The sequence below is a fragment of the Streptomyces virginiae genome (assembly GCF_041432505.1).
Classification (GTDB): domain Bacteria; phylum Actinomycetota; class Actinomycetes; order Streptomycetales; family Streptomycetaceae; genus Streptomyces; species Streptomyces virginiae_A.
The window spans coordinates 2,993,539-3,019,794 of sequence record NZ_CP107871.1 but is presented as its reverse complement, the minus strand read 5'-3'; the positions used below and the strand labels follow the sequence as shown (position 1 = coordinate 3,019,794).

Genomic DNA, 26,256 nt, shown 5'->3' with positions numbered 1-26,256 from the left:
CCCGGTCGGCGGGGCGTGTGCGTTCACGGCCCGGAGCCGGGCCCATAAGGTGGGACCACCCGAACAGCCCAACGCGGGGATGCGGGAACGAAGGGATGCGAGAGATGGCGATCGAGGTCGGCGACAAGGCCCCGGACTTCGAGCTCAAGGACAACCACGGCCGGACCGTGCGGCTCGCCGACTTCCGGGGCGAGAAGGCGGTCGTGCTGCTCTTCTACCCGTTCGCCTTCACCGGCGTCTGCACCGGCGAGCTGTGCGAGCTGCGCGACCAGCTCCCGCGCTTCCAGAACGACGACGTGCAGCTCCTCGCCGTCTCCAACGACTCCGTGCCCACCCTGCGGGTCTTCGGTGAGCAGGAGGGTCTGGAGTACCCGCTGCTGTCGGACTTCTGGCCGCACGGGGAGACCTCGCGCGCCTACGGCGTCTTCGACGAGGACAAGGGATGCGCGGTCCGCGGCACCTTCATCATCGACAAGGACGGCGTCGTGCGCTGGACTGTCGTCAACGGACTGCCCGACGCGCGTGACCTGAACGAGTACATCAAGGCACTCGACAGTCTCTGAGCGCGTCGGCGTGGGCCGTACACGCATTTTCCCTGCGAAAACCGCTTACAGGCGGGAACCCGTCACTAGGATCGAAACGTTGATCCGGTAGCTCCCCCGGTCACGACCGGGAGGGCCCCCTGCACGACGGGGCACCGCCCCACACACAGAACCCAATGGAGGACCCGTGGGAGTCAGCCTCAGCAAGGGCGGCAACGTCTCGCTGACCAAGGCCGCGCCTAACCTGACGGCGGTCATCGTCGGTCTGGGCTGGGATGCTCGCACCACCACCGGTGTCGACTTCGACCTCGACGCCAGCGCGATCCTGACCAGCGACCAGGGCAAGGTCACCAGCGACGCGAACTTCGTCTTCTTCAACAACCTGAAGAGCCCCGACGGCTCGGTGGAGCACACCGGTGACAACACCACCGGTGAGGGCGAGGGCGACGACGAGGCCATCAAGGTCAACCTGGCCGGCGTCCCGGCCGACGTCGCGAAGATCGTCTTCCCGGTCTCGATCTACGAGGCCGAGAGCCGCCAGCAGAGCTTCGGCCAGGTCCGCAACGCGTACATCCGCGTGGTGAACCAGGCCGACAACAGCGAGCTCGCTCGTTACGACCTCTCCGAGGACGCCTCGACCGAGACCGCCATGGTCTTCGGTGAGCTGTACCGCAACGGTGCGGAGTGGAAGTTCCGCGCCATCGGCCAGGGTTACGCATCGGGCCTGCGCGGCATCGCGCAGGACTTCGGCGTCAACGTCTGAGTCCGAGAGCAGTCCGTCCGTCCGGCGCCGTGCACTGTGTGTACGGCGCCGGACCGGCTTTACCTCGCGGACACCACCGCGGGCCGCACACCGCACCACAGGTAGTACCGGCCACACCGCACCACCCGCCACACCGCATCACCGGCACATCGCACCAACCGGCACATCGCCATACCGCCACACCGTCGTCCGGGGAGGACCACAACATGGGCGTCACACTCGCCAAGGGGGGCAATGTCTCCCTCTCCAAGGCCGCACCGAATCTCACCAGGGTTCTGATCGGTCTCGGATGGGACGCGCGCTCGACCACGGGAGCCGACTTCGACCTCGACGCCAGCGCGCTGCTGTGCAACAGCGGCCGGGTGCTGGGGGACGAGTACTTCGTCTTCTACAACAACCTGAAGAGCCCCGACGGCTCCGTCGAACACACGGGGGATAACCTCACCGGCGAGGGTGAAGGCGACGACGAGTCGATCATCATCGACCTCACCAAGGTGCCGCAGGCCGTGGACAAGATCGTCTTCCCGGTCTCGATCCACGACGCGGACTCCCGCCGGCAGAGCTTCGGCCAGGTCAGCAATGCCTTCATCCGTGTGGTGAACCAGGCCGACGGTCAGGAGCTGGCCCGCTACGACCTCTCCGAGGACGCGTCCAGCGAGACCGCGATGATCTTCGGCGAGGTCTACCGGTACGGGGGTGAATGGAAGTTCCGTGCGGTGGGGCAGGGGTACGCGTCGGGGCTCCGAGGCATCGCTCTAGACTTCGGGGTCAACGTTTCGTAAAGCCGTACAAGACGATGGGGTGCCAGTGGTTCTCAAAACCTTCGGCTGGTCGTTCGCAATCACTGCGCTCGGTCTGGTCGCAGCGGTGTTCTACGGGGGGTGGCAGGCCTTCGGAATCGTGGCGATCCTGTCGGTCCTCGAGATCTCGCTGTCTTTCGACAACGCGGTGGTCAACGCCGGAATCCTGAAGAAGATGAATGCCTTCTGGCAGAAGATCTTCCTCACCATCGGCGTCCTCATCGCGGTCTTCGGTATGCGACTGGTCTTCCCCGTCGTGATCGTCGCGATCAGCGCCAAGATCGGGCCCATCGAGGCCGTGGAGCTTGCCCTCAACGACAAGGAGATGTACGAGCAGCTGGTCACGGACGCCCACCCGTCCATCGCCGCGTTCGGTGGCATGTTCCTGTTGATGATCTTCCTCGATTTCATCTTCGAGGACCGTGACATCAAGTGGCTCGCGTGGCTGGAGCGTCCGCTCGCCAAGCTCGGCAAGGTCGACATGCTGTCCGCCTGCATCGCGCTGATCGTCCTGGTCATCGCCTCGATGACCGTGGGGGCCAACGCCCACCAGCACGGTGGCATCCATGTGGACAAGGCGCAGACCGTCCTGATCTCCGGCATCCTCGGCCTGATCACCTACATGGTCGTCGGTGGTCTCTCCGGCTACTTCGAGAACAAGCTCGAGGAAGAGGAAGAGGCCGAGCACGAGGCCGAGGAAGAGGCCAAGAGGACCGGCAAGCCCGTTTCGGCCGTCGCCATGGCCGGCAAGGCCGCCTTCTTCATGTTCCTCTACCTCGAAGTCCTCGACGCCTCCTTCTCCTTCGACGGGGTCATCGGCGCCTTCGCCATCACCAACGACATCGTGCTGATGGCACTCGGCCTCGGTATCGGTGCCATGTACGTCCGTTCGCTGACGGTCTACCTGGTCCGCCAGGGCACCCTCGACGACTACGTGTACCTGGAGCACGGCGCGCACTACGCGATCGGCGCCCTCGCCGTGATCCTGCTCGTCACCATCCAGTACGAGATCAACGAGATCATCACCGGTCTCGTCGGCGTGCTGCTCATCGGATGGTCCTTCTGGTCCTCCGTGCGCCGCAACAAGCGGCTGGAACTGGAGGGTTCCACCGCCGAGGCATGACCGCGGCGCTAATGCGGAACGCTCCATCTGCGGGGCGGTCCACCGGGTCCACGGACCCGGCGGGCCGCCCCGTTTCCGTAGGCTCAGGGCGTTTCAGGGGATCAGGGGACCAGGGGGTAGGGGATGGGCTTCTTCGACGGCATCATGGGCAGCCGGGCCGTGCAGTTCCAGTCGGGCAGTGCCTCGTCGAACGCGATCGAGCTGACCAAGCGACATTCGACGGTGTCGCTCACCAAACAGGGGGCCGTCCACGGCAATCTGCGCGTCAATCTGTCCTGGCGCATGCGCACCTCGGACATCGGCGGCCGCTCGGGGCAGAGCGGCCAGCTCTTCCGGCACCCGTTCAAGCTGTTCAAGCCGGACATGGTGCAGGCGCACACCCAGGGCATGGTCAATGTCGACCTCGACATGGGCTGCCTGTACGAGCTGGAGGACGGCACACGCGGCGCCGTACAGCCGCTGGGGAACCTGCTGGGCGACCTCAACGACCCGCCGTACGTGAAGCTCAGCGGGGATGACCGGTTCGGCTCGGCGTCGGGGGAGACCCTCTACGTCAATCTCGACCACGCCGACGAGATCAAGCGGCTGCTGGTCTTCGTCTACATCTACGACCAGACGCCGGCCTTCGACCGTACGCACGCCATGGTGACCCTCTACCCCGTGACGGGGCCGCGGATCGAGATCCCGCTGGACGAGCGGCACCCGCAGGCCCGGTCCTGCGCGGTCGTCTCCCTGGAGAAGGTCAAGGGCGAGCTCGTGGTGCGGCGCGAGGTGAAGTTCGTGTACGGGTTCCAGGCCGAGCTGGACCGGCTGTACGGCTGGGGGCTCCAGTGGGGGCGGGGCTACAAGAGCACCAAGAGCTGACCGGGGCCCCTGCGGACGCGGGAGCGTCCGGCAGGGGCCCGGCGGGGCCGTCCGGCGGCCCTGTGCCGGTCTCACCGGCCTCACCGTGTCACCGGGCTCGGAGGCCGCAAGGGCTTCAGAGGCCTCGAGGGCCTTCGTGGTGTCAGCGTCGGATGAACTGCGGGCCCTGCACCGGCAGCCGGAAGGACGGATCGCCGCCCGGACCCGGCACCGGGGCCGGGGACACCGGCTGCGGGTACCCGTAGGCGGGCTGGACGGGCGGCGGGGCCTGCGTGGGCGGGGCCATCATCGCCGTCTGCTCGGAGGCGGGCCCGGTGCCAGGGCCGGCACCGACGCCCGCCGCGGGGCTCGCGTCCGCCTCGGCGGCGGCGTTCTCGTCGACCGAGATCCCGTGGTCGGTCGCCAGCCCCACCAGTCCGTCGGAGTAGCCCTCGCCGAGCGCCCGGAACTTCCACCCCTCGCCCCGCCGGTACAGCTCCCCGCAGATCAGCGCCGTCTCGGCGCCGGTCTCGGGCCGTACGTCGAAGTAGGCCAGCGGTTCGGAGCCGCCGGTCGCGGTGGCGTCGTAGAGGAGGATCCGCAGGTCGTGGACCCGCTGGAACGGAACGTCCTCGGCGGAGGCGACCACCAGGATCCGGTCCACCGTCGGCGTCACCGTGCGCAGGTCCGCCTGCACGGCGTCGGTGATCGCGTCACCGATCTGCTTCTTGCCGAGTCGCCAGACGGCCCCCGAGGGGTGCCGGGGCTGGTTGTAGAAGACGAAGTCCTCGTCCGAACGCACCCGGCCGTCCGGGCCGACGAGCAGCGCCGAGGCGTCCACGTCCGGCACCTCGGGGCCGCCGGTCCAGCGCAGCACCGCCCGGACCGCCACGGCGGCCACCGGGATGTTCGAGCCCTTCTGCATCGCGTGCGTCATGCACGTCATCCTGCCCTCCCGGGGTGGACAGGGACAATGCGGCCCCCCGTAGGGCCTTGTCTCGAACGCGAGACCTGGGCATGGTGCAAGAGGGTTACCTGAACTTCATGTGCTTGAGGAACTCTTGACTCACGTTCGTACGTACTATTACCGGCCATGCCAGTTGGGCCGCCGAGGCAGTACGGGGGAAGCACATGCGTCACTTTGGGCACATATCGCCCACCGTCCGTAAGGACCTCTTCCACCAGGAACCGGCGGAATTCACCGGAGCCTCGCCTTCCCGCGTCCTCGCGGCGGCACTGGGAGCCACGCTCTACAGCCCGGCCACCCGGCCCACGCTCGCGGCCGACATCCGTAAGCAGGCCGGCCGCGGGGTCGTCTCGATGGTCCTCTGCCTGGAGGATTCCATCAGCGACGGCGATGTCACCGGGGCCGAGGAGAACCTCGTCCGGCACTTCTGCGAGCTCGACACGGACGGCGGCGAGCTCCCGCTGCTCTTCATCCGGGTCCGCACGCCCGAGCAGATACCCGACCTGGTGCGCCGGCTCGGCGGCTCCGTACGACGCCTGGCCGGATTCGTACTCCCGAAGTTCGACGAGAAGCGGGGTATCGCCTTCCTGGAGGCCGTCGCCGAGGCGGAGGCCATCGCCGGGGTACCCCGCCTGTATGCCATGCCCGTCCTGGAGACCCCGGACCTCCTGCACCTCGAAACCCGCGTCGAGGCCCTCGCCGGTATCTCCCGCACGGTCAACAGCCACCGCGAGCGCGTCCTGGCGCTACGGCTCGGCGTGACGGACTTCTGCTCGGCCTACGGCCTGCGGCGCACGCCCGACATGACCGCGTACGACGTCCAGATCGTCGCGGGCGTCATCGCGGACGTCGTCAACGTGCTCAGCCGTGCCGACGGCACCGGCTTCACGGTGACCGGACCCGTCTGGGAGTACTTCCGCAGCCAGCAGCGCCTCTTCAAGCCCCAGCTGCGCCGCAGCCCCTTCCTGGAGGAGGGCGTGGAGGAACTGCGTACCGCCCTGATCGAGCACGACCTGGACGGACTGCTGCGCGAGATCGAGCTGGACCGGGCCAACGGACTGCTCGGCAAGACCTGCATCCACCCCGCCCACGTCACGCCCGTGCACGCGCTGTCGGTGGTCTCGCACGAGGAGTTCTGCGACGCGCAGGACATCCTGCGGCCCGAGCGCGGCGGCGGCGGAGTGATGCGCAGCGCCTACACGAACAAGATGAACGAGGTGAAGCCCCACCGGGCCTGGGCCGAGCGCACGATGCTGCGCGCCGAGGTCTTCGGGGTGGCGAAGGAGGAGGTCGGCTTCGTCGACCTGCTCACGGCCGGGCTCCGGGTGTGAGCACGCCCGCCGGCAGCCCCGCCGGCACGCCCGCAGGCAGCCCCGCCGGCACGCAGGCCGGTACGCCCGCGCGGACGCGGGCCCGGGCGCGGACAATGACGATGACGAGGAAAGGCAAGACGATCGAAGCGGTGTGGTCGGGTACCTGGGTCGCGGACCGGCTGGGCGTGAGCCTGGAGGATTCCGGTGACGGTCCGCGGCTGACGGAGCTGCTCGGACTGGCCCTGCGGCGCAACCCCAAGCGCGCCCACCTGCTGGTCTCGCAGGTCCTCGGCAAGCACGTCCCGCAGTCCCCGGAGGTCGTGTACGCGGCGGGCTTCGGCCTCGGCGAACGCGTATGGGAACTGCTCGGCGAGGAGGGCGCCGCCGCTGCCGTGGTCCTCGGCTACGCCGAGACCGCCACCGGCCTCGGCCACTGCGTCGCCGACGGCCTCGGCCCGGCCCCCTACCTGCACTCCACCCGCCGCCCCGTGGCCGGCGTGGAGCAGGCCGGCGGCTTCGAGGAGGCGCACTCGCACGCCACCTCGCACCTGCTGCTGCCCGAGGACCCGCGGCTGCTCGCCGGCGCCGGACCGCTGGTCCTCGTCGACGACGAGTTCTCCACCGGCAACACGGTCCTGAACACCATCCGCGACCTGCACGCCCGCCACCCGCGCTCGCACTACGTCGTCGTCGCCCTCGTCGACATGCGCTCGCCCGCCGACCGTGACCGGCTCACCGCCTTCGCCGCCGAGCTGGGCGCGCGCGTGGACCTGATCGCCCTCGCCTCGGGCACCGTTTCCCTCCCGGACGGTGTCCTGGCCAAGGGCCAGGCGCTGGTCGAGGAGTACGAGGCGCGGGCCGAGCGGCATGAGCCCCCGCGGCTTCCGGGGGGCGGGGCCCACGACGAAGCCCCGGTGGACGGCCCGTGGCCGATCACCCGCGTCGACCTGGACTGGCCGGTGGGGGTGCCCGACGGCGGACGCCACGGCTTCACCCCCGCCCACCGCACGGCGCTGGAGGCCGCTCTCCCCGCGCTGGCCGGCCGACTCACCGCCGCGCTCGGCACCGAACCCGGGCGGGTCCTCGTACTCGGCAACGAGGAGCTGATGTACGCACCGCTGCGCCTCGCCAAGGCCCTGGAGGAGGCGGGGGCGGCCCGCGAGGTCCGCTTCTCCACCACCACCCGGTCGCCCGTCCTGGCCGTCGACGACCCCGGCTACGCCATCCGCACCCGGCTGGTCTTCCCGGCCCACGACGCCCCGGCCGACGGCCCCGGCGACCGCTACGCCTACAACGTCCGCGGAACGGACGGCGCCGGTTTCGACGCCGTCGTCGCCGTCGTGGACTCGGTCGGGGACACCCCCGAGCTGCACACCGGACTGCTGGCGGCCCTCGCCCCGCACACCGGCCACGTCGTCCTGGCCGTCGTCCCGTCCTACACACCCGACCGGCGGGAGCCGAAGCCGATCATGACCGCACCGACCGAGCGGACCGCACCGACCGAGCGGACCGAGCAGACCGCACCGACCGAGCGGACCGAGCAGACCGCACCGACCGAGCGGACCGAGCAGACCGCACCGAGCGAGCAGACCGAGCCGACCGGGTCGACGCCGGCGATCCTGCGCGAGCCCCTGCGCGGCCCCGCCTTCTCCTCGTACGCCCCCGAGGACGTCGGCTGGCTGCTCCAGGACTTCTCCGACGTCGAGCTGGAGGCGCCGACGGAGGAGCGCGAGGAAGCGATACAGGCGGGCGGGGCGCACTACGCCGAGTCCCTGCCCGTCGAGTACCAGCCCTCCCCCCAGTACCAGGAGCTGTACGCGAGCGCGCTGACCGCCTCCGCCGCCCGCGTGGCCCGGGCCGTCGGCACGGTCACCGAGACCGTCCTCGCCGAACGCTCCCCGTCCCCGGTCCTCGTCTCCCTGGCCCGCGCCGGCACCCCCGTGGGCGTCCTGATGCGCCGCTGGGCCCGCGCCCGCCACGGCCTGGACCTCCCGCACTACGCCGTCTCCATCGTGCGCGGCCGCGGCATCGACGCCAACGCCCTGCGCTGGCTGGCCGCCCACCACGACCCGGCCGACATCGTCTTCGTCGACGGCTGGACCGGCAAGGGCGCCATCACCCGCGAGCTGAAGGTCGCCCTGCGGGAGTTCCCGGGCTTCGACCCGGAGATCGTCGTCCTCGCCGACCCCGGCTCCTGCGTGCCCACGTACGGCACCCGGGAGGACTTCCTGATCCCCTCCGCCTGTCTCAATTCCACGGTCTCCGGTCTCATCTCGCGTACGGTGCTGAGGTCCGACCTGGTCGGTCCCGCCGACTTCCACGGCGCGAAGTTCTACCGCGAGCTCGCCGGAGCCGATGTCTCCGTCGCCTTCGTCGACACCGTCGCCGCCCACTTCGACGAGGTGGCCGACGCCGTCGACGCGGAGGTCAAGGAGCTCCTCGCGGCCGACCGGACCCCCACCTGGGAGGGCTGGGCGGCCGTCGAGCGGATCAGCGAGGAGTACGGCATCCACGACGTGAACCTCGTCAAGCCCGGCGTCGGCGAGACCACCCGGGTCCTGCTGCGCCGCGTCCCGTGGAAGATCCTGGCGCAGCGCGGCGCCGGGGCCGACCTGGACCACGTACGGCTGCTCGCCGAGCAGCGCGGCGTCCCGGTGGAAGAGGTCGACGGGCTGCCCTACACGTGCGTAGGACTCATCCACCCCCGATACACGCGCGGCGCCACCGGCGCCGACGGAAAGGCTGTGGCCTCGAAGTGACTGTCCTCGTAGCCAGTGATCTCGACCGTACGCTCATCTACTCGACGGCCGCCCTCGGCCTGACCATGCCCGACCCGGTGGCCCCGCGGCTGCTGTGCGTGGAGGTCCACGAGAGCAAGCCGCTGTCCTACATGACGGAGACGGCGGCGGGACTGCTGGCGGAGCTGACGGCCGATCCTTCGGTGGTCTTCGTCCCCACCACCACCCGGACCCGCAAGCAGTACCAGCGCATCCGCTTCCCCGGCCGCCCGGCCCCGTACGCCATCTGCGCCAACGGCGGGCAGCTGCTCGTCGACGGGGTACCGGACCGGGACTGGCGGCGGCTGGTCGCCGCCCGCCTGGCCGAGGAGTGCGCCCCCCTGGAGGAGGTGCACCAGCACCTGCTGGCCGTGGCCGACCCGGCCTGGCTGCGCAAGGCGCGCCTCGCGGAGGACCTCTTCGCGTACCTCGTCGTGGAGCGGGACCTGGTCCCGGACGAATGGCTGAAGTCCCTGACGGCATGGGCCGAGGCCCGCGGCTGGACGGTCTCCCTCCAGGGCCGGAAGATCTACGCGGTCCCGCGCCCGCTCACCAAGAGCGCGGCGATGCGCGAGGTCGCCCGCCGTACCGGAGCCACCACCACCCTCGCGGCCGGCGACTCGCTGCTGGACGCGGACCTGCTGCTGGCGGCGGACGCCGGCTGGCGCCCGGGCCACGGCGAACTGGCCGACGCGGCCTGGACCGCGCCGTCGGTGACCGCGCTGGCCACGGCGGGCGTCCTGGCGGGCGAGGAAATCGTGCGCGCATTCGCCCAGGAGGCCGCCCGACTGGGCAGACTGGACGCATGACCAAGGGCAACAGCACCAAGATCACCGACGAGCTCTACCGGTACATGCTCGACCACAACCCCCCGCTGGACCGGGTTCAGCGGGGGCTGGTGGCGACGACGTACACGAAGTTCCCGGACGTGGCGGGAATGCAGTCGGCGGAGGAGCAGGGGCCGCTGCTGGCTTTCCTGGTGCGCCTGACCGGCGCCCGCCACATCGTGGAGGTCGGCACCTTCACCGGCTTCTCGGCCCTGTCGATGGCCCAGGCACTGCCCGCCGACGGCCGCCTCATCGCCTGCGACGTCTCCGAGGAGTGGACCCGGTACGGCCGCCAGGCCTGGGAGGACGCGGGCGTCGCGGACCGCATCGAGCTGCGCATCGCACCGGCGCTGGAGACCCTGCGCGCGATGCCGACCGAACCCCACATCGACATGGCCTACGTGGACGCGGACAAGCAGAGCCAGATCTCCTACTGGGAGGAGCTCGTGCCGCGACTGCGTCCGGGCGGCCTGATCGTCACCGACAACACGCTGTACCACGGCACGGTCCTCGACGCGTCGGCCACCGGCGCCGCGGCGGGCGTCCGCGCCTTCAACGACCACGTGTCGGCGGATCCGCGCATGGAATCCGTCCTGCTCGCGATCTCGGACGGCCTGACCCTCTCGCGCAAGCGCTGACGGCCCCGACCGGACTCAGCCGCAGCCGCCACCACCGCAGCAGCCGCCGCCCCCGCCACCCATCGCGGGCGCGGGGGCACTGCTCGTCCCGCCCACGGCGACGGCGGACAGCAGCTTCACGGTGTCGGAGTGCCCCGCCGGGCAGTCGGCGGGCGCGGAGGACTCGGCCATGGGCCGGCTGACCTCAAAGGTGTCGTCGCAGGTCCGGCAGCGGTAATCGTATCGAGGCATGCGCACAGGCTAAGCGCGCCCGGGCGCCGCGCGCTACGCGACTCTCGTCCGTCCCGACCCGGTCGACCCGGCCCGACGCGCCCGGTCCTCCCGGGCCGCCTGCTCGGGGTGGCGGGCCCGCCAGTACGGATTGTCGTGCGGCAGGGCGCTGCCCACCCGCCCGTACATCCCGAACCACATCAGCATCACGCCGACGACGAAACTGAACAGCACGTTCTGGATCCTGAAGGCCAGGAAGTTCAGCTCCGTGTCCAGCAGCGCGAGATTCACGAACCCGCTCGCGATGAAGAGCACGCCCAGCACGATGTTCAGGGTCGAGGCGAAGGTTCCGCCCACCACCATCCCGTAGATCAGCAGCGCGCCGATGCAGATCGACAGGACGCTGAGCGCCCCGTTGGTGTTCAGGGCCAGCACCGTGTCCCCGCCGGTGTCGAAGAACCCGATCTGATTCACCAGCCCCAGGATCCCGAACACAACGAGCAGCAGGCCCGTCAGCCCCGCCCCGACCCGGTAGACCTGGCCGAGCTTGTGATCGCTGGGCAGATGATCGTCGAGCTGCGCGTTGACGGGATGCAGCACGCGTTCCATGCGCCGGGAGACCGTGTCCGCCATGCGCGGTGGGGCGGGTGCGTTCGGATCGGGCTCATGGGGGACGTAGGGCGCGTAGTGCTCGTGCGGTTCCGTGCACCCGTACGCCGCATGAGCCACATAGGGCTCATGGGTCACAGGAGGCTTCTTGTAGGTGTGGGCAGCCATGGTGCCCTCCTCTGCTCCGTTCCCGGCACCTCCCAGCATCCGTCGCCGGCCGCCCGGAAACAACCGGGTGCCCGCCAGGGCCCCGACGAGGCAGCACGACCGGGACCACCCGGAGGCCCCGGACGACGCGGGCGCTCCGGACGGACGCGGGCTCGGTGGGCACGTACCGAACGGGACGGACGGCCGGACGAACGACGGCCCAGGCCGCCTCCAGGCCGTCTCCAGGCTGTCCCTAGCCGTGCCCGCGCTCGGCCCGGATCCCGGTCACCACCCGGTTCACGGAAGCCCGTACGTCCGCCATCTCCAGCAGGAACGCCCAGTAGTCCGGATGCCGCCCCTCCAACGCCGAAAGCGCCCGGGTCACCCGCGCCACCGCATCGTCCAGCGGCCGCGCGTGCTGCGGATCCGGCACGCTGCGCCCCGCCATCGCCAGCCGCTGCGCGTCCCGGATCGCGAAACGGGTCCGGTCCACCTCCGCCTGCGGATCCCGCGCCACCGCCTCCAGCCGCGTCAGCCGGTCCTGCGCCGCCGACACCGCCTCGTCCGTCGCGTCCAGCGAGCCCCGAACCGCCTCGATCAGCGCCCCGACGTCGGCCCACCGCTGCTCGTCCCGGGCCTGCCCGGCCTCCCGCAGCTGTTCCTCGGCCCGCGCCACGTCCCGTACCGCCTCGTCCGGCACGTGCTGCAGATCCTGCCAACAGGCCGCACTGAACCGCCGCCGCAACTCACTGAGCACCGGATCGACCCGGTCCGCCCGGTTGCGCAACGCCTGCGCCCGCGTCCGCAGGCTCACCAGCCGCCGATCGATCTCCGCCGCCCGCTCGGGCAGCCGCGCCGCCTCGGCCCGTACGGCCTCGGCGTCCCGCAGGATCCGGTCGGCACGCTGCACCGTCTCCTGCACGCCGTGCCGGGCCGCGCCCTGGTTCAGCTTCGTCAGCTCCGGGCCGAGCGCCGCCAACCGCGCCGCCAGGTCATCGGCCCGTATCCCCTTGGCCCGTACGGCGTCCAGCGCGTCGCTCGCCCCGAGCAGCGCGGCCCTGGCCCGCTCCCGGGCAGGCGCCACCCGCGCCAGCTGCGTCTCGGCCTTGTCCAACAACGGCTGCAGCCCCTGCGCGAACCGCTCCAGCTCCCCTTGGACCCGCACCAGCTCGTCCCGCGCCCGGGTCAGCTGCTCCCGCGCGCGCGTGGCGACCGAGGCCTCCAACTCCGCCCGGTCCAGGTCGTGCGCGTCGACCGCCTCGATGTAGACGTGACTGACCTCGTCGATCCGCCGCCCCAGCGCGGCGAACCCCTCGGTCGCCTGCCGCGCGGCGGGCGACCCGTCCGCCGCCGCGATCGTCTCGATCGAGATCCGCAGATCCCGCTGCGCCGTGTCCAGCTCGTAGAACGCCGCCGCGGCGGCATCCTTCGCCGCCTGCGCATCCGCCCGCCGACTCTCGTCCCGCCCGCCGAACCACCGCCGGGATGCCGTCGTCACAATCCCTCTCCCGTGCCGCGTCCGCCGTGCCCCGGTCCATTCTCTCCCACGCGAAAGGGTTTGCGTGGGGGGTGTGCCCGGCATGTAGGCTGTCCACTCATCCACGGGTGCGTAGCTCAGGGGTAGAGCGCTGCTCTTACAAAGCAGATGTCGGCGGTTCGAAACCGTCCGCGCCCACCAGTGCAAAGGCCCCCAACCGATCTTGGTTGGGGGCCTTTGACGGTTCCAAGTGACGGCAGCCGCCTACTCGGTCGGCCGTCGGCGGCGCAGCATCCGGTCCATGTGCCCCATCGCCTCGCGCCTGCCGCCGTCAGCTACGTGGGTGTAGATGTTCATCGTGACGGCGATCTGCGAGTGACCCAGGATCTCCATCACCACCCGAGGTGCCACCCCGGCTGCGAACAGCAGGGTGGCGCACCCGTGCCGCGCGTCGTGCAGCCGGATCCGCGGCAGGCCAGCATCCTGCCCGATCCGCTCGAAAGACCGGCTGATGTTGCGCGGCTCGACCGGCCGGCCGGTGCGCGTGGTGAACACGTAGTCGCTCTCCTCCCACTCCTTGTCCTTGGCCGCAGCCTGCAACGCGACCTGCCGCATCCGCTGCCAGCGCAGGGGCGCCACGCACATCTGGGGGAGGGGGATGGCCCGGCTCCGCCGGTTCTTGGTGGAGTCCGCGTACAGCTCCTTCTGCACCCGCTGAATCTGGTTCCGCACGGTCAGGGTCCGGCGGTCGAGGTCGATGTCGGACCAGCGCAGTCCGAGGATCTCGCCCCGGCGTAGCCCCAGGGCGACCGCCAGCACGAAGGCCGCGTACAGCGGGTCCCGCCGACTGGCCTCCAGGAACGCCAACGTCTCGTCCAGATCCCACGGCTTCAACTCACGCTGAACGACCCGCGGCGCTGGCACGAGCATCACCACGTTGCGGCTGATCAACTCCTCCCGGTTCGCCGCCGTGAGCGCACTGCGCAGCACGCGGTGCGACTCCTTCGCCGTCGCGGCGGAAGCCTGCGCGGTCACGGCAGTCACCATCCGCCGCACGTCCCGCACCCCGAGGGTCTCCAGACGCTTCGAGCCCAGATGCGGGATGAGGTACAGACGGACGTGGGTCTCGTACTTGGCGTACGTCGTCTTCTTGCGGTCGTGCTTGACGAACGTCTCCAGCCAGAACGGCAACCACTCGGACAGCTTGGCGGAGCGGGTAGGCGTCGGCACGCCCTGCCGGTCGCGGAGGACCAGCTCTTGACGCTTGGTGTCGCACTCTTCCCACGTCTTGCCGTAGACGGTCTTCCGACGGCGAGTGCCGTCGGGCTGCGGGACGTAGACGCGCGCCTCGTATCGACCGTCGCTGCGCTGCCAGATGCTGCCGGCGCCATTCGGGTTCCTCTTGCGTGCCATCAGGCTGCTTCCTCCAACTTGGCTTCCAGATAGGCGCGAACGCTGTCTGCGGGGATCCGGCGCGATCGGCCCTCGGTGAAGCTCGGGAGGGCGCGGGAGCGGATCAGGTTGTAGACGGTGAAGCGGCTGAGCCGCAGGGCGGCCATGACCTCGGGAACGGTCAGGGCCTGGTGAGTGGTGGGCAGGGCGGAACTCACTGCGGCCTCCATGGGCGTGGTAAGAGCGCGTGTGTCCGAGGTGGGGATTTCTGCGTCATCGCGTTGTCTACGTCGCTCGCGGTTCTGACCTGCGGCTTTCGATGACTCGGGGGTGGGGCCATGCGTCACCGGCTTGCGTCACCGTCACCGAGGTGACGCGGTCCGGTGACGTGGGTGACGTGTGGTGACGCAGCCGTTGGCCGTTTGCGTCACCGGTGTAGCCGCAGGTCATGGGCCGTTTGGAGCCTCGTTGTGACGTGGGTGACGCAGCGTCTCTTCTCTTAGGAAAAAGAGAGGGGTGGTTTCTGTTGTGGTGCGGTGCGTCTTCGAGCGTGAAGGGGAGCCGCTGCGCGGCACGTCCCTTGCAGCGGCGGCAAGCCGCCGGAACAGCAAGAGGAGCACGCACCCCCGGGTGGCGGGTGCTCTTCTTGCTTGAACGCGGGTGGTGTGGCGGCGCCGGTCAGAACGCGGCCTGCTGCTGGCCGGGCGGTGGGGTGGCAGGTCGGGTCATCTCGATGTAGCGGGCGGTACTGGTGCGGCCCCAGTCGACGAGGACGCCGCGGGCGGCGAGGGTGGGTTGGAGGCGCTTGAGGCGGTCGGAGAGGACTTTGCCGGTGGTGGGCCAGCCCTTGGGCAGGGTGCGAAAGTCGTCTCCGGTGTAGAGCTGGGTGAGGGCGTGCAGCAGCTCGGTGGAGGTCATCCGAACCTCGGCGCCCGGGTCCAGGCCGGCGGCGTGCTTGAGAGTGGTCTGAGCGAGGAGGTCGCCTTCGATGACGTCGTCGTTGAGTTCGTCCAGGGTCGCCCGGTACGCGCTCAGCACCCCGAGTCCCTTGGCCGCATCGAGCTGCGCGCAGAGGTGGGCGAAGTCGGCCATCCGCAGGTCGGCTGGGATGTCGGCCTGAGTCGCCCGCACCTTGACGGTCAGGTCCAGCAGGGATCCGAGGATGACAGGCAGGACCTGCGCGTACTCCGCCCACAGTTCCGCCTCGGTCCGCCGCACTCGGGGCCGTTCGAGGCGCAGGGTCAGGAGGCGTTCGGCGAGGTCGGGGCGGATGACGCCAACGTCGATGCCGGTCAGCAGGAGCGGGCGGCGGTAGCGGGAGCGGTAGACGTCGCCGTCGCTGAACAGAGCACGCTTGATGCTCTCGGCACCGGTCACGATGCAGCACATCAGGTCGGACAGGTCCGGCGGCAGGTGGGAGAGGTTGTCCAAGGCGGTGACCCATCCGGCGGCGACGGCCGTGATCAGGTTCTCCTCGTCCTTCGGTGCGCGGCGCAGGTCGCCGGTCATGCCCTCGATGATCCGCATCAGCATGCGTGCTGCGGTCGACTTGCCGGCGCCCTGGGGGCCGGTGAGGAACGGGGCGGGGACGGGGACGGACGGCTCCAGGCAGCCGATCAGCCACGCGATGGCCAGGCACTCGCTCTCGGCACTGGCGTAGTTGCACAGCCGCATCAGGAGGTCGATGCCTTTGCCGTCGGTGTCCTTCTCGGGGAGGGGGAGTTCGCCGGTGAGCTGGGTGCGTCGCCAGCACACTTCTCGGGGGTCGGGGGTGAGGATGTCCCAGCCGGTGGGGTGGATGCGGACGGACTGGCCGTCGTCGCGGCCCAGGTCGAGCCAGGTGGCGCCGTCGAATCCCGGGGCGACGCGGATATGGGTGGCCTGTACGTCCCGGCTGAGCGCGAGTGCCTCGATCAAGTCCAATGCCTCCTTGAGAGCGGAGCCGTTGAAGGATCCGAGCCCGTCGTTGTAGAGGCCGACCATGAGTTCCTGCCGGTGGCTGCCTGTCGTGCCCTGGGAGCGGATCGGGCGGGCGACGGGGTGCCCGTTCTTCTGCGCGTAGACGGTGCCTTCGGTGGTGCGGAAGTACCGGAAGTGAGCCTGGGCGTAGTCGGTGATGATCTGCCGGGCCGGGTTCTTCTCGTCCTCGGGCATCGCTACATCCCCAACTTCATACGGGCGTTGGTCCAGGCGATCTCGCAGTGCCGCAACGACTCACCCTTGGCCTGCGCAGCGGTGAACAGCCGGCCGATGTGGGTCTCGGTGAGGCAGCCGCACCAGCCGTGCGCCGACAGGACCGCGAGGAACGTCCGGTACACGGTGGCGTGGACCGCGCTCGCGGCCTCGGTGATGCGCTGCTCGCCCATGGCGATACCGCGCTCCAGGTAGGCGGGCGAGCGGTGCCTGCATACCGCGTCCCCGGGCCGTACAGGCACCACGACGGTGGCCGGGGCCGAGGCGGCTTCCTTAACGGCGAGGGCGCGTACGGCGTCGGGTAGCAGGGCCATGCGTCCGGTGCCGGGGCCGAGCCAGCGGGCGTAGGACCATGCGGACTTGATGTCCACGCCGGGCCGTACGCCGTTGTGGGAGGTCATGGTGCCGAGGTAGATCCAGTGCTCCCCGCGGGTCGTGGGCACTGTCTTGGTCGCCGGGAGGGTTTCGCGGGCCCATGCGATGGCGTCGGAGTTGTCGAGGTCGAGGACGGTGAGGGCGGCGCCGCCGGGGTGGTAGGCGACGGCCGCGGCCTGCCTCCATGCGCCAGCCCATGCGGGTGAGGTGAGGATGTCCGGGTCGGTGGTGGCGGCGGCCCAGCCGTGGCAGGGAGCCGGGCACTCGCACGGGCCGGCAGCCTTCATGTGGGGCCGGTCGCCGCACGCCGAGCGGGTGCAGGCGCGGCAGTTCCCAAACGGCAGCTTGCCCTCCCGCAGAGGCATGGCGGGCAGGCCCAGTTCGGTGAGCTGGAGCGCGGTTCGCAGGTGTCCGGTCGCGATGGTCATGCGGCCACCGCCCCGACCGTGGAGTGGGCGAGGAAGGCGCGGCCGAGCCACTCGGAGTAGGCCGGGGGGATGGCCTCGGTGAGTTCCTCGTGGACGTCGGTCCAGTCGATGCCCATCGCTGCCTGCATCTCGGCGACGGTGGCCTTGCCCCCGCCCTTGCCGTACGCGGCAACGTACGGGCCATCCCGGTATTCGCCGTGCCGCCATCCACGTACGTAGCCGCGGTGCTTCAGGTGCTTGGGCTGGGCGGTGGTCCAGCCGCCGAGTTCGAAGTTGCGGTGCCTGAGCACCCCGAGGCCGAACATCTCCCCGCACAGGGTGACGTCCTTGCGGACGTCGGCCTTCCCGTCGGGCTGCTCGATCACGTACGGCAGGCCCGACGCGTCGAGGAGCTTGCGGGTGGGGGCGACGAGGTCGACGTGAATGCCGCCCCAGCCACGAGAGCGGTTGGTGCCCACGGTCAGCGCGCACCGCTTCTGGCAGGGCGGGGAGGCGTGCACGGCGCTGTAGCGGCGGATCTCGCCCGACTCGATCAGTTCCGCGAGGATGGTGAGGGCGTCGCCCTCGATGAAGGTGAAGGGGTAGTTCGGGCGGGGGCGGATGTCGACGCCGGTGACGTCGAACCCGGCCCGCTCGTAGCCCTTGCCCGCGCCGCCGGCGCAGCAGAACAGGTCGAGGAGTAAGGGCCGGTCGCCGGTGTGGTCTCGCCGGATGTGGGTGGGGTGGGTCATGCTGGTCTCTCCAGTTCTTCGAGTGTTCTGGACGAGAGCGGCCCTGGATCTTGGCGGACCTGGGGGCCGCTCTCGGCATGTCTGAGGCGAAGCGGAATCCCTGCCCGTGGTGACTCAGGGAGGGAACGGCACCCCCTGGTGGGGTGCGCGTAGAGGGGGTTTCGGGGGTCTGGCCTGCGGTGCCTCCCTGCCTCCCTGACAGATCATTTGCGCAGGTCAAGCCCGGGTAGACAGGCCAGGGAGGTGGTCAGGGAGTTCTCCCTGCCTCCCCGGCCGGTGCGGGGTCGGCTCCCTCTACTCGGCGGCGGAAGCGGAACCGGTGTCGGGGCGGTTGGCGAGGACGCGGGCGAGGCGGTCGCGGCCGATGACCATGCGGCCTTCGGACTTGTACGGCTCGGCGCCGGTGCCGTCGAGGACGCGCTTGAGGTCGATGAACGACCACCGCCCGTACGCCTTGCCGTTGAGCGTGGCGAGCCGCTTGAGGACGTCCTGGGTGAGGACGCGGGTCTCGGTGCCGAGGACGGTGAGGATGTCCGCGAGCGGGTCGTACGCGTCCGCGTCCGCCACGGTGTGGGCGGTGGTGATGCCCTCACGGAGGGCCTTGGCGCGGTCGGCGACCTCGGCGGCCTGCTCGTCGTCGATGTAGTGCGTCCGGACCGTGATGGAGGTCTGGCCGGCGGGGATGGTGATGCCTCCGGAGGAGACGACCACGGTTCCCTTGTCGAGATCCTGCCGCAGCAGGTGGGGTGCGGCGCCGCCGTCGACAGCCTTGTCACCCAGCGCCATGCGGGCTTGCGATTCGGTGCCCAGCACGAGGGAGACGCGAGTGTGGGCGCCTTCGCGGACGAGCTTGGGAAGGTTCTGGTCGGTGGGGTCCTGCGTGCCCTCCCACAGCAGCACGTCCACAGCACGGCCCTGGTTGTGGATCTTCCGGACGGCCATGAAGTACCGGGAAGTGGCCTTCGAGCCGCCGTAGGGCTTCTTCTCGTCGTCGACAGCGGGGCACATGAACGCGACCTGCGCTTCGTCCACGATGCCGATCAGCGGCGTGAACACGGTCCCGGGCGGCATCTGGATGCGGCGTTCCATCTCCGCCACAAGTCCTTCGACCATGACGGTCGCCTTGATCACGTGCTCGTCCGTCGGCCCCTGGATCAGAGTGGTCGCGAGCCCGTCGAACATGTCCCAGTCACCGACGCCCTTGAGGTCGGCGATCCGGAACTCCACCGTCCTGTCCAGGGCGAGCCACAGGGCGAGGGCACGCAGGGCGGCGGTCTTGCCCTGGTTCGACAGCCCGGTGGCGAGGACGTGGCGCTGGTACAGGCTCAGAGCGGCAGCGTCGCCGCGCAGATCCTGTCCCCACGGCGCCTTGCCCGACTTGTAGTTCGCGGCCGCCTTCGGGTCCGTGACCAGCGGGGAAGGGCCGATCGGCTCGTCGAGCGCGCCGGAGTCGGCGATCCACAGCCGGACGGTCCGGGCGGCGGTCGGGAGGGTGATGAACACTTCGTGTTCGTGCCGGCCCAGGTTCTCCGCCAGCTTGCGGCGACGCTCCTGCACCTCCTTGGTCGAGACCCCCGACGGCAGGGTGGCGTCGACTTCCACGCCGCATCCGGCGATCCGGATCGGGCCGAGCATCGCGGCGCCGGCGTCGCCCATCTCCTTGATGGCCTTCCGCATCGGCGCGATACCCAGGTCCCGCAGAGCGGTGACCACGATCGACGGGGTGATCGGTGCCCCGGAGTCGTCACGCTCCTGCGCGGGAAGCGCCCACTGAGGCGCCGTCTGCCGCTGCCGACCTACGCCCCACAGGGCCAGCAGCGCGAGCCACGGGCCGATCGTGACGGCCGGTCCCCACACGGCGGTGCCTACGTGGACGATCGCTGCGATCGCCTCGATCACGGCATTGATCGGGGCGAGGATCCAGGAGGCGTCCTTGTGGGCTATGGCCAGCACGATCCCCAGCAGGAACAGGCCACCGATCGTGAGGCCGGTGCCGTAGGCGACGCTCTTGACCGCGTCCTGGGGGGCTTTGAGGAGGTCCATGCGGCGGTGGTGGCGGGCGGCGCGGAAGCGGGTGAGGCGGTCCTCCCACTCCTTGGCCTCCTCGAAGTTCCCCGCGGCTTCCGCCGCACGGATCATCCGCTCGTACCGGGAGCCGGTCCGCCCGTCCCACGCACGCTTCGCCGTGATCCGGGTACCGCCGAGCACGTACAGGCCGTGGCGGGCCACCAGCCGCGCCGCCGTGCGGGTTCGCTCGCTGGTGACGGCCGCATGCAGGCCGCGTGCCCTGCGCTTCCACACCCACACCCGCACCCGCCGCACCGCATCCGGCACCGGGGCGGCTGCAGCCGGGGTCTCGGGGGTGTCGCCGGGGAGTGTGTAGGTGCCGGTGGTGGGGTCTTTGAAGAGGGGGACGACGTTGTCGGTCATGCTGAGAACTCCTGCTCTCGCTGACTGGCGGGTGGGTAGGGCCCGGGGTGGCCGGCGTTCTTTGGCGAGAGGGACGGCCGCCCCGGGGCACAGCTACTTGCGGTTGGCGCGGGCCTTGCGTGCGGCCTTCTCGGCCGCGGCCTGGTCGGCGGCCTGTTGGGCCTCGCGTTCGCGGGCGCCGTCGATGATCCGCTCGACCTTGCGCTCCAGATCGCCCTGGTGGACGGTCTGACTGGCGATCCCGCGCTTGGCCATCCGGGCGATGTACCAGCCGATCTGAGCGGTTTCCTTGGCGGTGAACTTCGGGTCCTTGCCCATCACGGGACTCCATCTCTGGAGACCGGGCTGTCCGGCTCCCCACCCACCCCGTCGCATCCGGCGGAGAGAGCAGGCAGGCGTCAGACCTGCGAGGGGTCGGTCAGGGACCGGTCTTGGCGAGTTCGTTGGTGCGGCACAGGACCGGGCCGATCAGGAGGCCGATCCCGGTGACGGTCCACCGGCCGGCCGTCAGCGGGCCGGGCGGAACCTGGTCCACGATCCGGCCCGTGCGGCCTGCGGCCCGGGGGTCGTCCTCACAGGCGACGATCCGCACCGTGTCTCCGGCGGCGAACACGTCACCGCCCCCTTCGGCGGGCCTTGGCAACGTTCTTCACGGCAGCTCCGGCCTCGGGGCTACCGACGGACTTCACGACCGTGTGCACGCCCCATCCGAGGACCAGGGCGAGGAAGGCCAGGAACGCGATGTTCGCTGCGATGGCGGTGAGCGCGCCGATCAGCAGGGGGCCGAAGTAAACGCTGGCGGCGACCGCGCCGGCGCCGACTCCGGAGCCGAGCGCGATGCGCTGGACGGTCTTGTCGGGGGCGGCCTGGTGGATGTGCTGGTGCACGACCTGCGGCCCGGCGTAGGTGGCGGGCAGGTTCTCGGCGTAGACGTGGGTGCCGTCAGGGAGCTGGACGACGCGTGCGGGTTCGGGAAGGTGGTTCATCCGCTGGTTGCTCCTTCCGGGCTGGGTTCGGTCAGCCGCGGGGCAGGGCGCGGCACGTCTGGGCGTGCTTCTTGGCCCACTTGAGGCGCTCGCTGCTGTCGCGGTAGTTGGTTGCGCCGCAGCCGGAGCACTCGGCGTGGAGGATGTCGGCGGTCACGATCGCGCCGCCCTCGGAGCGGTAGCGGGTCGGGGCGTTGAAGAAGCCGGACATGGAGGTCCCTTCGGATGGGTCAGGCGGCGAGGAAGAGCGCGGCGAGGGTGAGGGCGAGGACGTGTGCGGTCTGGTCGACGTGCGCGGCGCCGCCGTGGGCGGCCCATCCGGCCTGGCGGGCGATCCGCATCCACGCGGCGACAGGCCACCGCCGGTCGATGAACCCGTGCGTGGCCCCGATCCACAGCACCGCCGCAACGGCGGGGAGGGCGGGGAGGTGCCAGCCGAGCAGGGCCGATCCGGCGGCGAGCAGCAGGGCGCAGATCAGGACGTGGGTGGCGGCGTGCGAGAGGTTGGCGGTCCAGCCCTGGCGGCCGCATCCGGCCTTGTGGGCGGCCTGGTGGTCGGTCTGGAACGGGTAGTCGGCCAGCAGATGACCGAGGTAGAGCAGGAACGCGATCTCGGCGAACATGACAGCCCCTTCCGGGCAGGTCAGACGTGCTGGTCGATGTCGGGGTAGGCGCACGATCAGTGGGCCGCGCCGGCGGCGCGGAGCTGTCGGCGGGTGGCGAGTCCGTCCGGCGCCAGGCGCCAGCGGTAGACGGGAACGGTGGCCATCAGCCGGTCGTGGTGTCGCGTTCGGCCCGCAGCGTCTCGCGTAGCCAGCGGGCGTTGACCGGCGAGGTGTGGAGAGCCTTGCGGATCCGGTCACCGGTCACATGTGCGGCCGGCCACGACTCGGTCAGCTGCCGGGCCTCGGCGAGGAGTTCCTCTCGCGTGCGGCGCGGAATGCTGGTCCGTGCGATCTCCGGCACCCGTCCGGTGGCCCGTCGGCGGACCGGACCGTCGGCCGCGACCACCCGGACTACCGGCGGATCGGCCGACTTCACCGGGACCACAGCAGACGGGCGGGTGGACTCTTCCGCCGGAACGGGATCGGGGTCGACCGGAGTGGGCTCCAGGGCCCGCAGCGGCTGCTCAGAGGTAGACCGTTCCATACCGATCTGCTCCGATTCCTGCACGTTCGCGGGGTGGATCGGTCGGGTGGATCGGTCGATCTCCAGCTCCACCGTCGGGACGATGGCTTCGACGGGAAGCTTCGGGGCGGCCGTGCCCCCGAACATGGCGGCAAGCGCGGAGTCGGCGCCGGCGGTGACCCGGGCGCGCTGAACATCGAGGAGCCGATCGCTCAGGGCAAGGTCTCCTGCGCCAAGCTTCCCGGCCAGCTTCCAGGCCTTCAACTCGGACTTCTGCCGCACCCTTTCGTCGGGGTGGCTCGCGGCCATCGCCTGCCGGTAGGCCAGAGCCTGGACGACCGCGGCGGCCTTTCGGTCGGCCTCGGCGTCGCGTCCGTCGCGGTGGACCACGATCCGGCGGGCGAGGAACGCCGCACCCTCGGCGGCCGTGGTCATGCCCATCGGTGTCAGGGCATAGATCACGGTCTCACCGGGGCCGGTGGCGGCCATGGCGGACATGACCGACGCCGCGGCGGGAAGAGCCCACAGCCCTGCCCGGATCACTATCGGCGAGGACTGCCCGAGCATCGTCAGGCCGAGCAGCACCAGCGCCAGCACCGCGGTCGCTCCTTCACCGGCCGCGACCGCACCCAAGGCCGTCCCCGCCCCGTAGGCGGCCGAGATGTTGGAGTAGGTGCCGAACCCGCCAGCCACGCCGGTGGCGACCATCGGCACGAACGCTGCGGTCAACACCGTCTTCTGGGCTCGACTCAGGCCCTGCCCCACGGCGTTCACGACGCACTTCCGGGGACGGGGGTGTTGGTCATACCGGTCAGGGCGGCGATCTCGTCCCCGGTGAGCAGGGTCCGCTCGTCCATCGCGTGGGCGACGGTACGGATCTCCCGCCACAGGCGGGCGACCTTACGGCGGGCCATCCCGCGCACCATCCCCCAGGACTTCCCACCCTCGGGCACGTGATCCCGGCCGAGCCGGTACCCGTAGGTGGCGAGGACGTCGACGGCCTGCTGACGGTCGTGATCGGCCGCACAGTGGACGGCACGCTGTGGTGTCCACAGCCCGTACGCCATCAGGTAGTGGACCTGTGCCACCTGGCCGGCGGCGGCCTGTGCCGCGAACCTCCACGGGTGGATGTCCTCCGGCCGTGCTTCGAACGAGGTCCGGCCAGTCACGGTGGACTGGCCTGGGCCGCTGATCCAGGCAATGACCTCGGCGTTCAGTACGTGCATGCCGTAGGCCATGGCGAGGACGGCGTGGCCAGCCTCGTGAAAGGCCATGCCCAGATGGGCCTGCTTGTGAGTGAGACCCGATGAGGTCCGGGCGCGGAGACGGCCCCGGTGGTCGAGCAGCTCCTCCAGAGCGGGGGCGGCGACCCTCATGCCGCACCGCCCGGCACCTGAACCGACGCGGCGGCGACCATACGGTGAGCGTCAAACAGTCGATGGACCGCCCGCCGGAACCGACGCGCGTCCAGCTCGTTCGGCGCCCGGTCCATCAGGGCGATCCAAACATCCAGCAACTCGACCTCGGCACAGATGACCGGCATCTCCACCTCGATCGCGTCCAGCTCCGCGTCCGACGGCTCCTGGCCGTCGGACCACGGGGTAACGCGGTCCTGACGTGCAGCGATTAACTCCACGGGTCTTGCTCCTTCGGTAGAGGAACGGGACCCAACAGCAGCCTCCGGCGCGGGAACGCCGGGGGCTGCACTGCGTTGGGACGACACGAAGCATCACCAGCCTGACCAACTTGGCTAGCCCGGTGGCTCTGGGAATAACGTAGCCAGCCTGGCTAGTCACGTCAATAGATGGCTAGTCAAGCTGTCCAAATAGTCAGGTTGGCCGTAGCATCAAGCCATGACCTTTGCGCTTGAGTCCCTGGACCCGGACGACGATCGACCGCCGTACGAGCAGGTCGCGCGCAGCCTCGGCGCGGCAATCCGTACAAGGAAGCTGGCTCCCGGCGAGCGGCTCCCGTCACACAAGATGCTGACGGACCACTACGGCTTCGCCCGCGCCACGATTCAGCGGGCTCTCCGGGATCTGGAAGATGAAGGTCTGGTCGTGTCCCGCAAGGGCAGCGGTGTGTTCGTCAGGAACCGTACTGAGCGGCCGGCGGGGCTGCGCCCCTACGTCGAGCAGGCTTTCGCTGCCCGGAACGTGACGATCGACTTCGCGGGGTTCTCCAGCGAGACGCTGCACGGAGCGCTGCAAGAACCGCTCGACAAGATCCGCATCGGCCGCCTGACCCCGTCAAGCATTCAGATCCGCATCCTCGTCCCCGACATGGCGGTACCGCAGGCTGCTCCCGTGCGCCGGGAGGACTGCGGTGACGACCCGCGGCTTCGGGCTCGCATGCACGACATCATGGTCGGCTACACCCGCAGCATCTCCGACGCCATAGGCGAACTCAGCCACCTGGGGCTCGTCCAAGAGAGCAGCGTCCACGTCCGCGTGCACAGCGGAACCCAGTTCTTCAAGCTCTACGTGATCAACAACGAGGATGCGTTCTTCGGGTACTACCCGATCCGCCCGAACAAGGTCGTGGCCCAGGGCGAGGCCATCGAGATCTACGACCTCGTCGGTAAGGACACGATCCTGTTCCACCACTCGCTCAACGACGGCGACACGTCCAGCGGAGCGCAGCAGGTAGAGCAGGCTCGCATGTGGTTCGACAGCGTGTGGGAGACGATCGGAAGGGATGCAGATGCCGACGCAACCTGATCCGCTGGGCACCGCCCTCGGCGCGTCGAAGGCCGTCCTCTTCGACTTCGACGGGCCGATCTGCGACGTGTTTCGCGGCACCCCTGCTCCCAGCATCGCCAGCGAGCTGGCCGACCTGCTCGTGACGCTGACGCCAGCCTTGGAAATCCCTGCGAGGGCCACGGACGACCCCATGGAAGTCCACCGACTTTCACAGTCAGCGGGCAGTGCCGTCCTCGCGGCAGTGGAAGCCGCCCTGACAGCGGCGGAAGTCCGAGCGGTGAAGGTCGCGGGCGCTCCGACCGAGGGCTCCGTTCAAGCGCTTCGCGCAGCACGCGACACGGGCCGCCATGTCGCGGTCGTCAGCAACAACTCGGCTGAGTGCGTTCGGGAGTACCTGACCCTGCATGGGCTCGTGGAAATCGTCGATGAGGTCATCGGACGGCCGCCACTCCGGCCGGACCTGATGAAGCCGTCACCGCATCCCCTGCTCACAGCCGCTTCGGCCTTCGGGGTACCCCCCAGCCTCACCGTGCTCATCGGCGATTCCCTGACGGATGTCGAGGCGGCCCATGCCGCTGGAGCACGGAGCATCGGGTACGCGAACAAGCCGGCCAAGGAGGCATGGCTGGCTGACGCGGGTGCGGATGCGGTGGTACTCGGGATGCGTGAGATCGCAGACTTCCTGATCCAACTGAGCCTAATCAGCTAGGACGTGTCAGTTGCGAACCAGATTATCGCAGCTGCTGGTCGAATTGAATTTCTAACTGAGTGACAATCGTGGCGCAGAGTGGCGGGCGCTGGCAGAAACGCACCCTCATCGCCTGGCAGAGCGTTGGCCCCAATCGCCCTACCGGC

Annotated in this window: 29 protein-coding genes, 1 tRNA gene and 1 pseudogene; 12 read left to right on the top strand and 19 right to left on the bottom strand. The window is 70.0% G+C overall.

The annotated features are described in order from the left end of the window. Positions 1-104 precede the first annotated feature (104 nt). The 5 genes from OG624_RS14135 (at position 105) to OG624_RS14115 (ending at position 4,092) form a co-directional block, all read left to right on the top strand. Positions 105-563 (top strand): peroxiredoxin, encoded by a 459-nt coding sequence (locus OG624_RS14135; protein ID WP_033225962.1) that lies wholly within the window; start codon positions 105-107, stop codon positions 561-563. A gap of 166 nt (positions 564-729) precedes the next feature. Further along, positions 730-1,305 (top strand): TerD family protein, encoded by a 576-nt coding sequence (locus tag OG624_RS14130; RefSeq protein ID WP_030715382.1) that lies wholly within the window; start codon positions 730-732, stop codon positions 1,303-1,305. A gap of 206 nt (positions 1,306-1,511) precedes the next feature. Continuing rightward, entirely contained in the window at positions 1,512-2,087 is a 576-nt protein-coding gene (locus tag OG624_RS14125) for a TerD family protein (protein WP_030389474.1), read from the top strand. Positions 2,088-2,112: 25 nt separating this feature from the next. Further along, positions 2,113-3,228, top strand: a complete 1,116-nt coding sequence (locus OG624_RS14120) for a DUF475 domain-containing protein (protein WP_189964011.1) — start codon at positions 2,113-2,115, stop codon at positions 3,226-3,228. 123 nt (positions 3,229-3,351) lie between these two features. Next, entirely contained in the window at positions 3,352-4,092 is a 741-nt protein-coding gene (locus OG624_RS14115; RefSeq protein WP_030715374.1) for a TerD family protein, read from the top strand. Between the two features lie 142 nt (positions 4,093-4,234). Here OG624_RS14115 and OG624_RS14110 read toward each other — a convergent pair whose 3' ends face one another. Continuing rightward, the gene (locus tag OG624_RS14110; protein ID WP_161296585.1) at positions 4,235-5,008 is read right to left on the bottom strand and encodes a TerD family protein; all 774 of its coding nucleotides are present in this window, start codon (positions 5,006-5,008) and stop codon (positions 4,235-4,237) included. Between the two features lie 194 nt (positions 5,009-5,202). Between OG624_RS14110 and OG624_RS14105 the strand changes: the two genes are divergently transcribed. The 4 genes from OG624_RS14105 (at position 5,203) to OG624_RS14090 (ending at position 10,593) form a co-directional block, all read left to right on the top strand. Next, positions 5,203-6,369, top strand: coding sequence for an HpcH/HpaI aldolase/citrate lyase family protein (locus OG624_RS14105; protein WP_033225956.1), 1,167 nt, complete (start codon positions 5,203-5,205; stop codon positions 6,367-6,369). A gap of 101 nt (positions 6,370-6,470) precedes the next feature. Continuing rightward, positions 6,471-9,110: a phosphoribosyltransferase gene (locus OG624_RS14100; protein ID WP_371639469.1), complete on the top strand. Its 2,640-nt coding sequence runs from the start codon at positions 6,471-6,473 to the stop codon at positions 9,108-9,110. After that, positions 9,107-9,937, top strand: a complete 831-nt coding sequence (locus OG624_RS14095; RefSeq protein ID WP_161296591.1) for an HAD family hydrolase — start codon at positions 9,107-9,109, stop codon at positions 9,935-9,937. The genes OG624_RS14100 and OG624_RS14095 overlap by 4 nt, the downstream gene beginning before the upstream one ends. Beyond that, complete coding sequence (locus OG624_RS14090; RefSeq protein ID WP_033225953.1) at positions 9,934-10,593, top strand: O-methyltransferase; 660 nt, start codon at positions 9,934-9,936, stop codon at positions 10,591-10,593. The genes OG624_RS14095 and OG624_RS14090 overlap by 4 nt, the downstream gene beginning before the upstream one ends. A 15-nt stretch (positions 10,594-10,608) precedes the next feature. Here OG624_RS14090 and OG624_RS14085 read toward each other — a convergent pair whose 3' ends face one another. The 3 genes from OG624_RS14085 to OG624_RS14075 form a co-directional block, all read right to left on the bottom strand. Next, positions 10,609-10,824: an FmdB family zinc ribbon protein gene (locus OG624_RS14085; RefSeq protein ID WP_030715356.1), complete on the bottom strand. Its 216-nt coding sequence runs from the start codon at positions 10,822-10,824 to the stop codon at positions 10,609-10,611. A gap of 33 nt (positions 10,825-10,857) precedes the next feature. Further along, entirely contained in the window at positions 10,858-11,436 is a 579-nt protein-coding gene (locus tag OG624_RS14080; protein ID WP_051763905.1) for a DUF4383 domain-containing protein, read from the bottom strand. 376 nt (positions 11,437-11,812) lie between these two features. Beyond that, positions 11,813-13,057 (bottom strand): hypothetical protein, encoded by a 1,245-nt coding sequence (locus tag OG624_RS14075; RefSeq protein ID WP_371639468.1) that lies wholly within the window; start codon positions 13,055-13,057, stop codon positions 11,813-11,815. Between the two features lie 105 nt (positions 13,058-13,162). Between OG624_RS14075 and OG624_RS14070 the strand changes: the two genes are divergently transcribed. Next, positions 13,163-13,237: transfer RNA gene (locus tag OG624_RS14070), tRNA-Val, on the top strand. Between the two features lie 63 nt (positions 13,238-13,300). Here the strand turns inward: OG624_RS14070 and OG624_RS14065 are convergent. The 15 genes and pseudogenes from OG624_RS14065 to OG624_RS14000 all read right to left on the bottom strand — a co-directional run bounded on the left by OG624_RS14065 (position 13,301) and on the right by OG624_RS14000 (position 24,335). Next, entirely contained in the window at positions 13,301-14,449 is a 1,149-nt protein-coding gene (locus tag OG624_RS14065; protein ID WP_371587711.1) for a site-specific integrase, read from the bottom strand. After that, a complete protein-coding gene (locus tag OG624_RS14060; RefSeq protein ID WP_033225951.1) occupies positions 14,449-14,646 on the bottom strand; it encodes a helix-turn-helix domain-containing protein in 198 nt (65 codons plus the stop codon). The genes OG624_RS14065 and OG624_RS14060 overlap by 1 nt, the downstream gene beginning before the upstream one ends. Positions 14,647-15,106: 460 nt before the next feature. After that, the gene (locus tag OG624_RS14055) at positions 15,107-16,582 is read right to left on the bottom strand and encodes an ATP-binding protein (protein ID WP_266357383.1); all 1,476 of its coding nucleotides are present in this window, start codon (positions 16,580-16,582) and stop codon (positions 15,107-15,109) included. A gap of 2 nt (positions 16,583-16,584) precedes the next feature. Next, the gene (locus OG624_RS14050) at positions 16,585-17,424 is read right to left on the bottom strand and encodes a DNA primase (protein ID WP_371587710.1); all 840 of its coding nucleotides are present in this window, start codon (positions 17,422-17,424) and stop codon (positions 16,585-16,587) included. Next, positions 17,421-18,155, bottom strand: coding sequence for a DNA methylase (locus OG624_RS14045; protein ID WP_371587709.1), 735 nt, complete (start codon positions 18,153-18,155; stop codon positions 17,421-17,423). The genes OG624_RS14050 and OG624_RS14045 overlap by 4 nt, the downstream gene beginning before the upstream one ends. 294 nt (positions 18,156-18,449) lie before the next feature. After that, the gene (locus OG624_RS14040) at positions 18,450-20,585 is read right to left on the bottom strand and encodes an ATP-binding protein (RefSeq protein ID WP_371587708.1); all 2,136 of its coding nucleotides are present in this window, start codon (positions 20,583-20,585) and stop codon (positions 18,450-18,452) included. Between the two features lie 93 nt (positions 20,586-20,678). Further along, positions 20,679-20,903: a DUF6257 family protein gene (locus tag OG624_RS14035; protein ID WP_371587707.1), complete on the bottom strand. Its 225-nt coding sequence runs from the start codon at positions 20,901-20,903 to the stop codon at positions 20,679-20,681. Between the two features lie 100 nt (positions 20,904-21,003). After that, complete coding sequence (locus OG624_RS14030; protein ID WP_371587706.1) at positions 21,004-21,198, bottom strand: hypothetical protein; 195 nt, start codon at positions 21,196-21,198, stop codon at positions 21,004-21,006. Between the two features lies 1 nt (position 21,199). Continuing rightward, positions 21,200-21,571, bottom strand: a complete 372-nt coding sequence (locus tag OG624_RS14025; protein ID WP_371587705.1) for a DUF6251 family protein — start codon at positions 21,569-21,571, stop codon at positions 21,200-21,202. 31 nt (positions 21,572-21,602) lie between these two features. Then, positions 21,603-21,782, bottom strand: a complete 180-nt coding sequence (locus OG624_RS14020) for a hypothetical protein (protein WP_371587704.1) — start codon at positions 21,780-21,782, stop codon at positions 21,603-21,605. 19 nt (positions 21,783-21,801) lie between these two features. Then, positions 21,802-22,194 (bottom strand): DUF3307 domain-containing protein, encoded by a 393-nt coding sequence (locus OG624_RS14015; RefSeq protein WP_371587703.1) that lies wholly within the window; start codon positions 22,192-22,194, stop codon positions 21,802-21,804. 68 nt (positions 22,195-22,262) lie between these two features. After that, positions 22,263-22,340: pseudogene (locus OG624_RS43535) on the bottom strand (RRQRL motif-containing zinc-binding protein); the annotation flags it as partial. Continuing rightward, positions 22,340-23,431, bottom strand: coding sequence for a conjugal transfer protein (locus tag OG624_RS14010; RefSeq protein WP_371587702.1), 1,092 nt, complete (start codon positions 23,429-23,431; stop codon positions 22,340-22,342). The gene OG624_RS14010 and the pseudogene OG624_RS43535, both read right to left, overlap by 1 nt. 38 nt (positions 23,432-23,469) lie before the next feature. Continuing rightward, positions 23,470-24,075, bottom strand: coding sequence for a hypothetical protein (locus OG624_RS14005; RefSeq protein WP_371587701.1), 606 nt, complete (start codon positions 24,073-24,075; stop codon positions 23,470-23,472). Further along, entirely contained in the window at positions 24,072-24,335 is a 264-nt protein-coding gene (locus OG624_RS14000) for a DUF6284 family protein (protein WP_371587700.1), read from the bottom strand. Before OG624_RS14000 ends, OG624_RS14005 begins: the two co-directional genes overlap by 4 nt. A gap of 217 nt (positions 24,336-24,552) precedes the next feature. Here OG624_RS14000 and OG624_RS13995 point away from each other — a divergent pair, with 217 nt between their 5' ends. Together OG624_RS13995 and OG624_RS13990 are read left to right on the top strand one after the other, a co-directional pair. Further along, complete coding sequence (locus OG624_RS13995) at positions 24,553-25,419, top strand: GntR family transcriptional regulator (RefSeq protein WP_371587699.1); 867 nt, start codon at positions 24,553-24,555, stop codon at positions 25,417-25,419. Continuing rightward, positions 25,397-26,110, top strand: a complete 714-nt coding sequence (locus OG624_RS13990; RefSeq protein WP_371587698.1) for an HAD family hydrolase — start codon at positions 25,397-25,399, stop codon at positions 26,108-26,110. The genes OG624_RS13995 and OG624_RS13990 overlap by 23 nt, the downstream gene beginning before the upstream one ends. Positions 26,111-26,256: the final 146 nt, after the last annotated feature.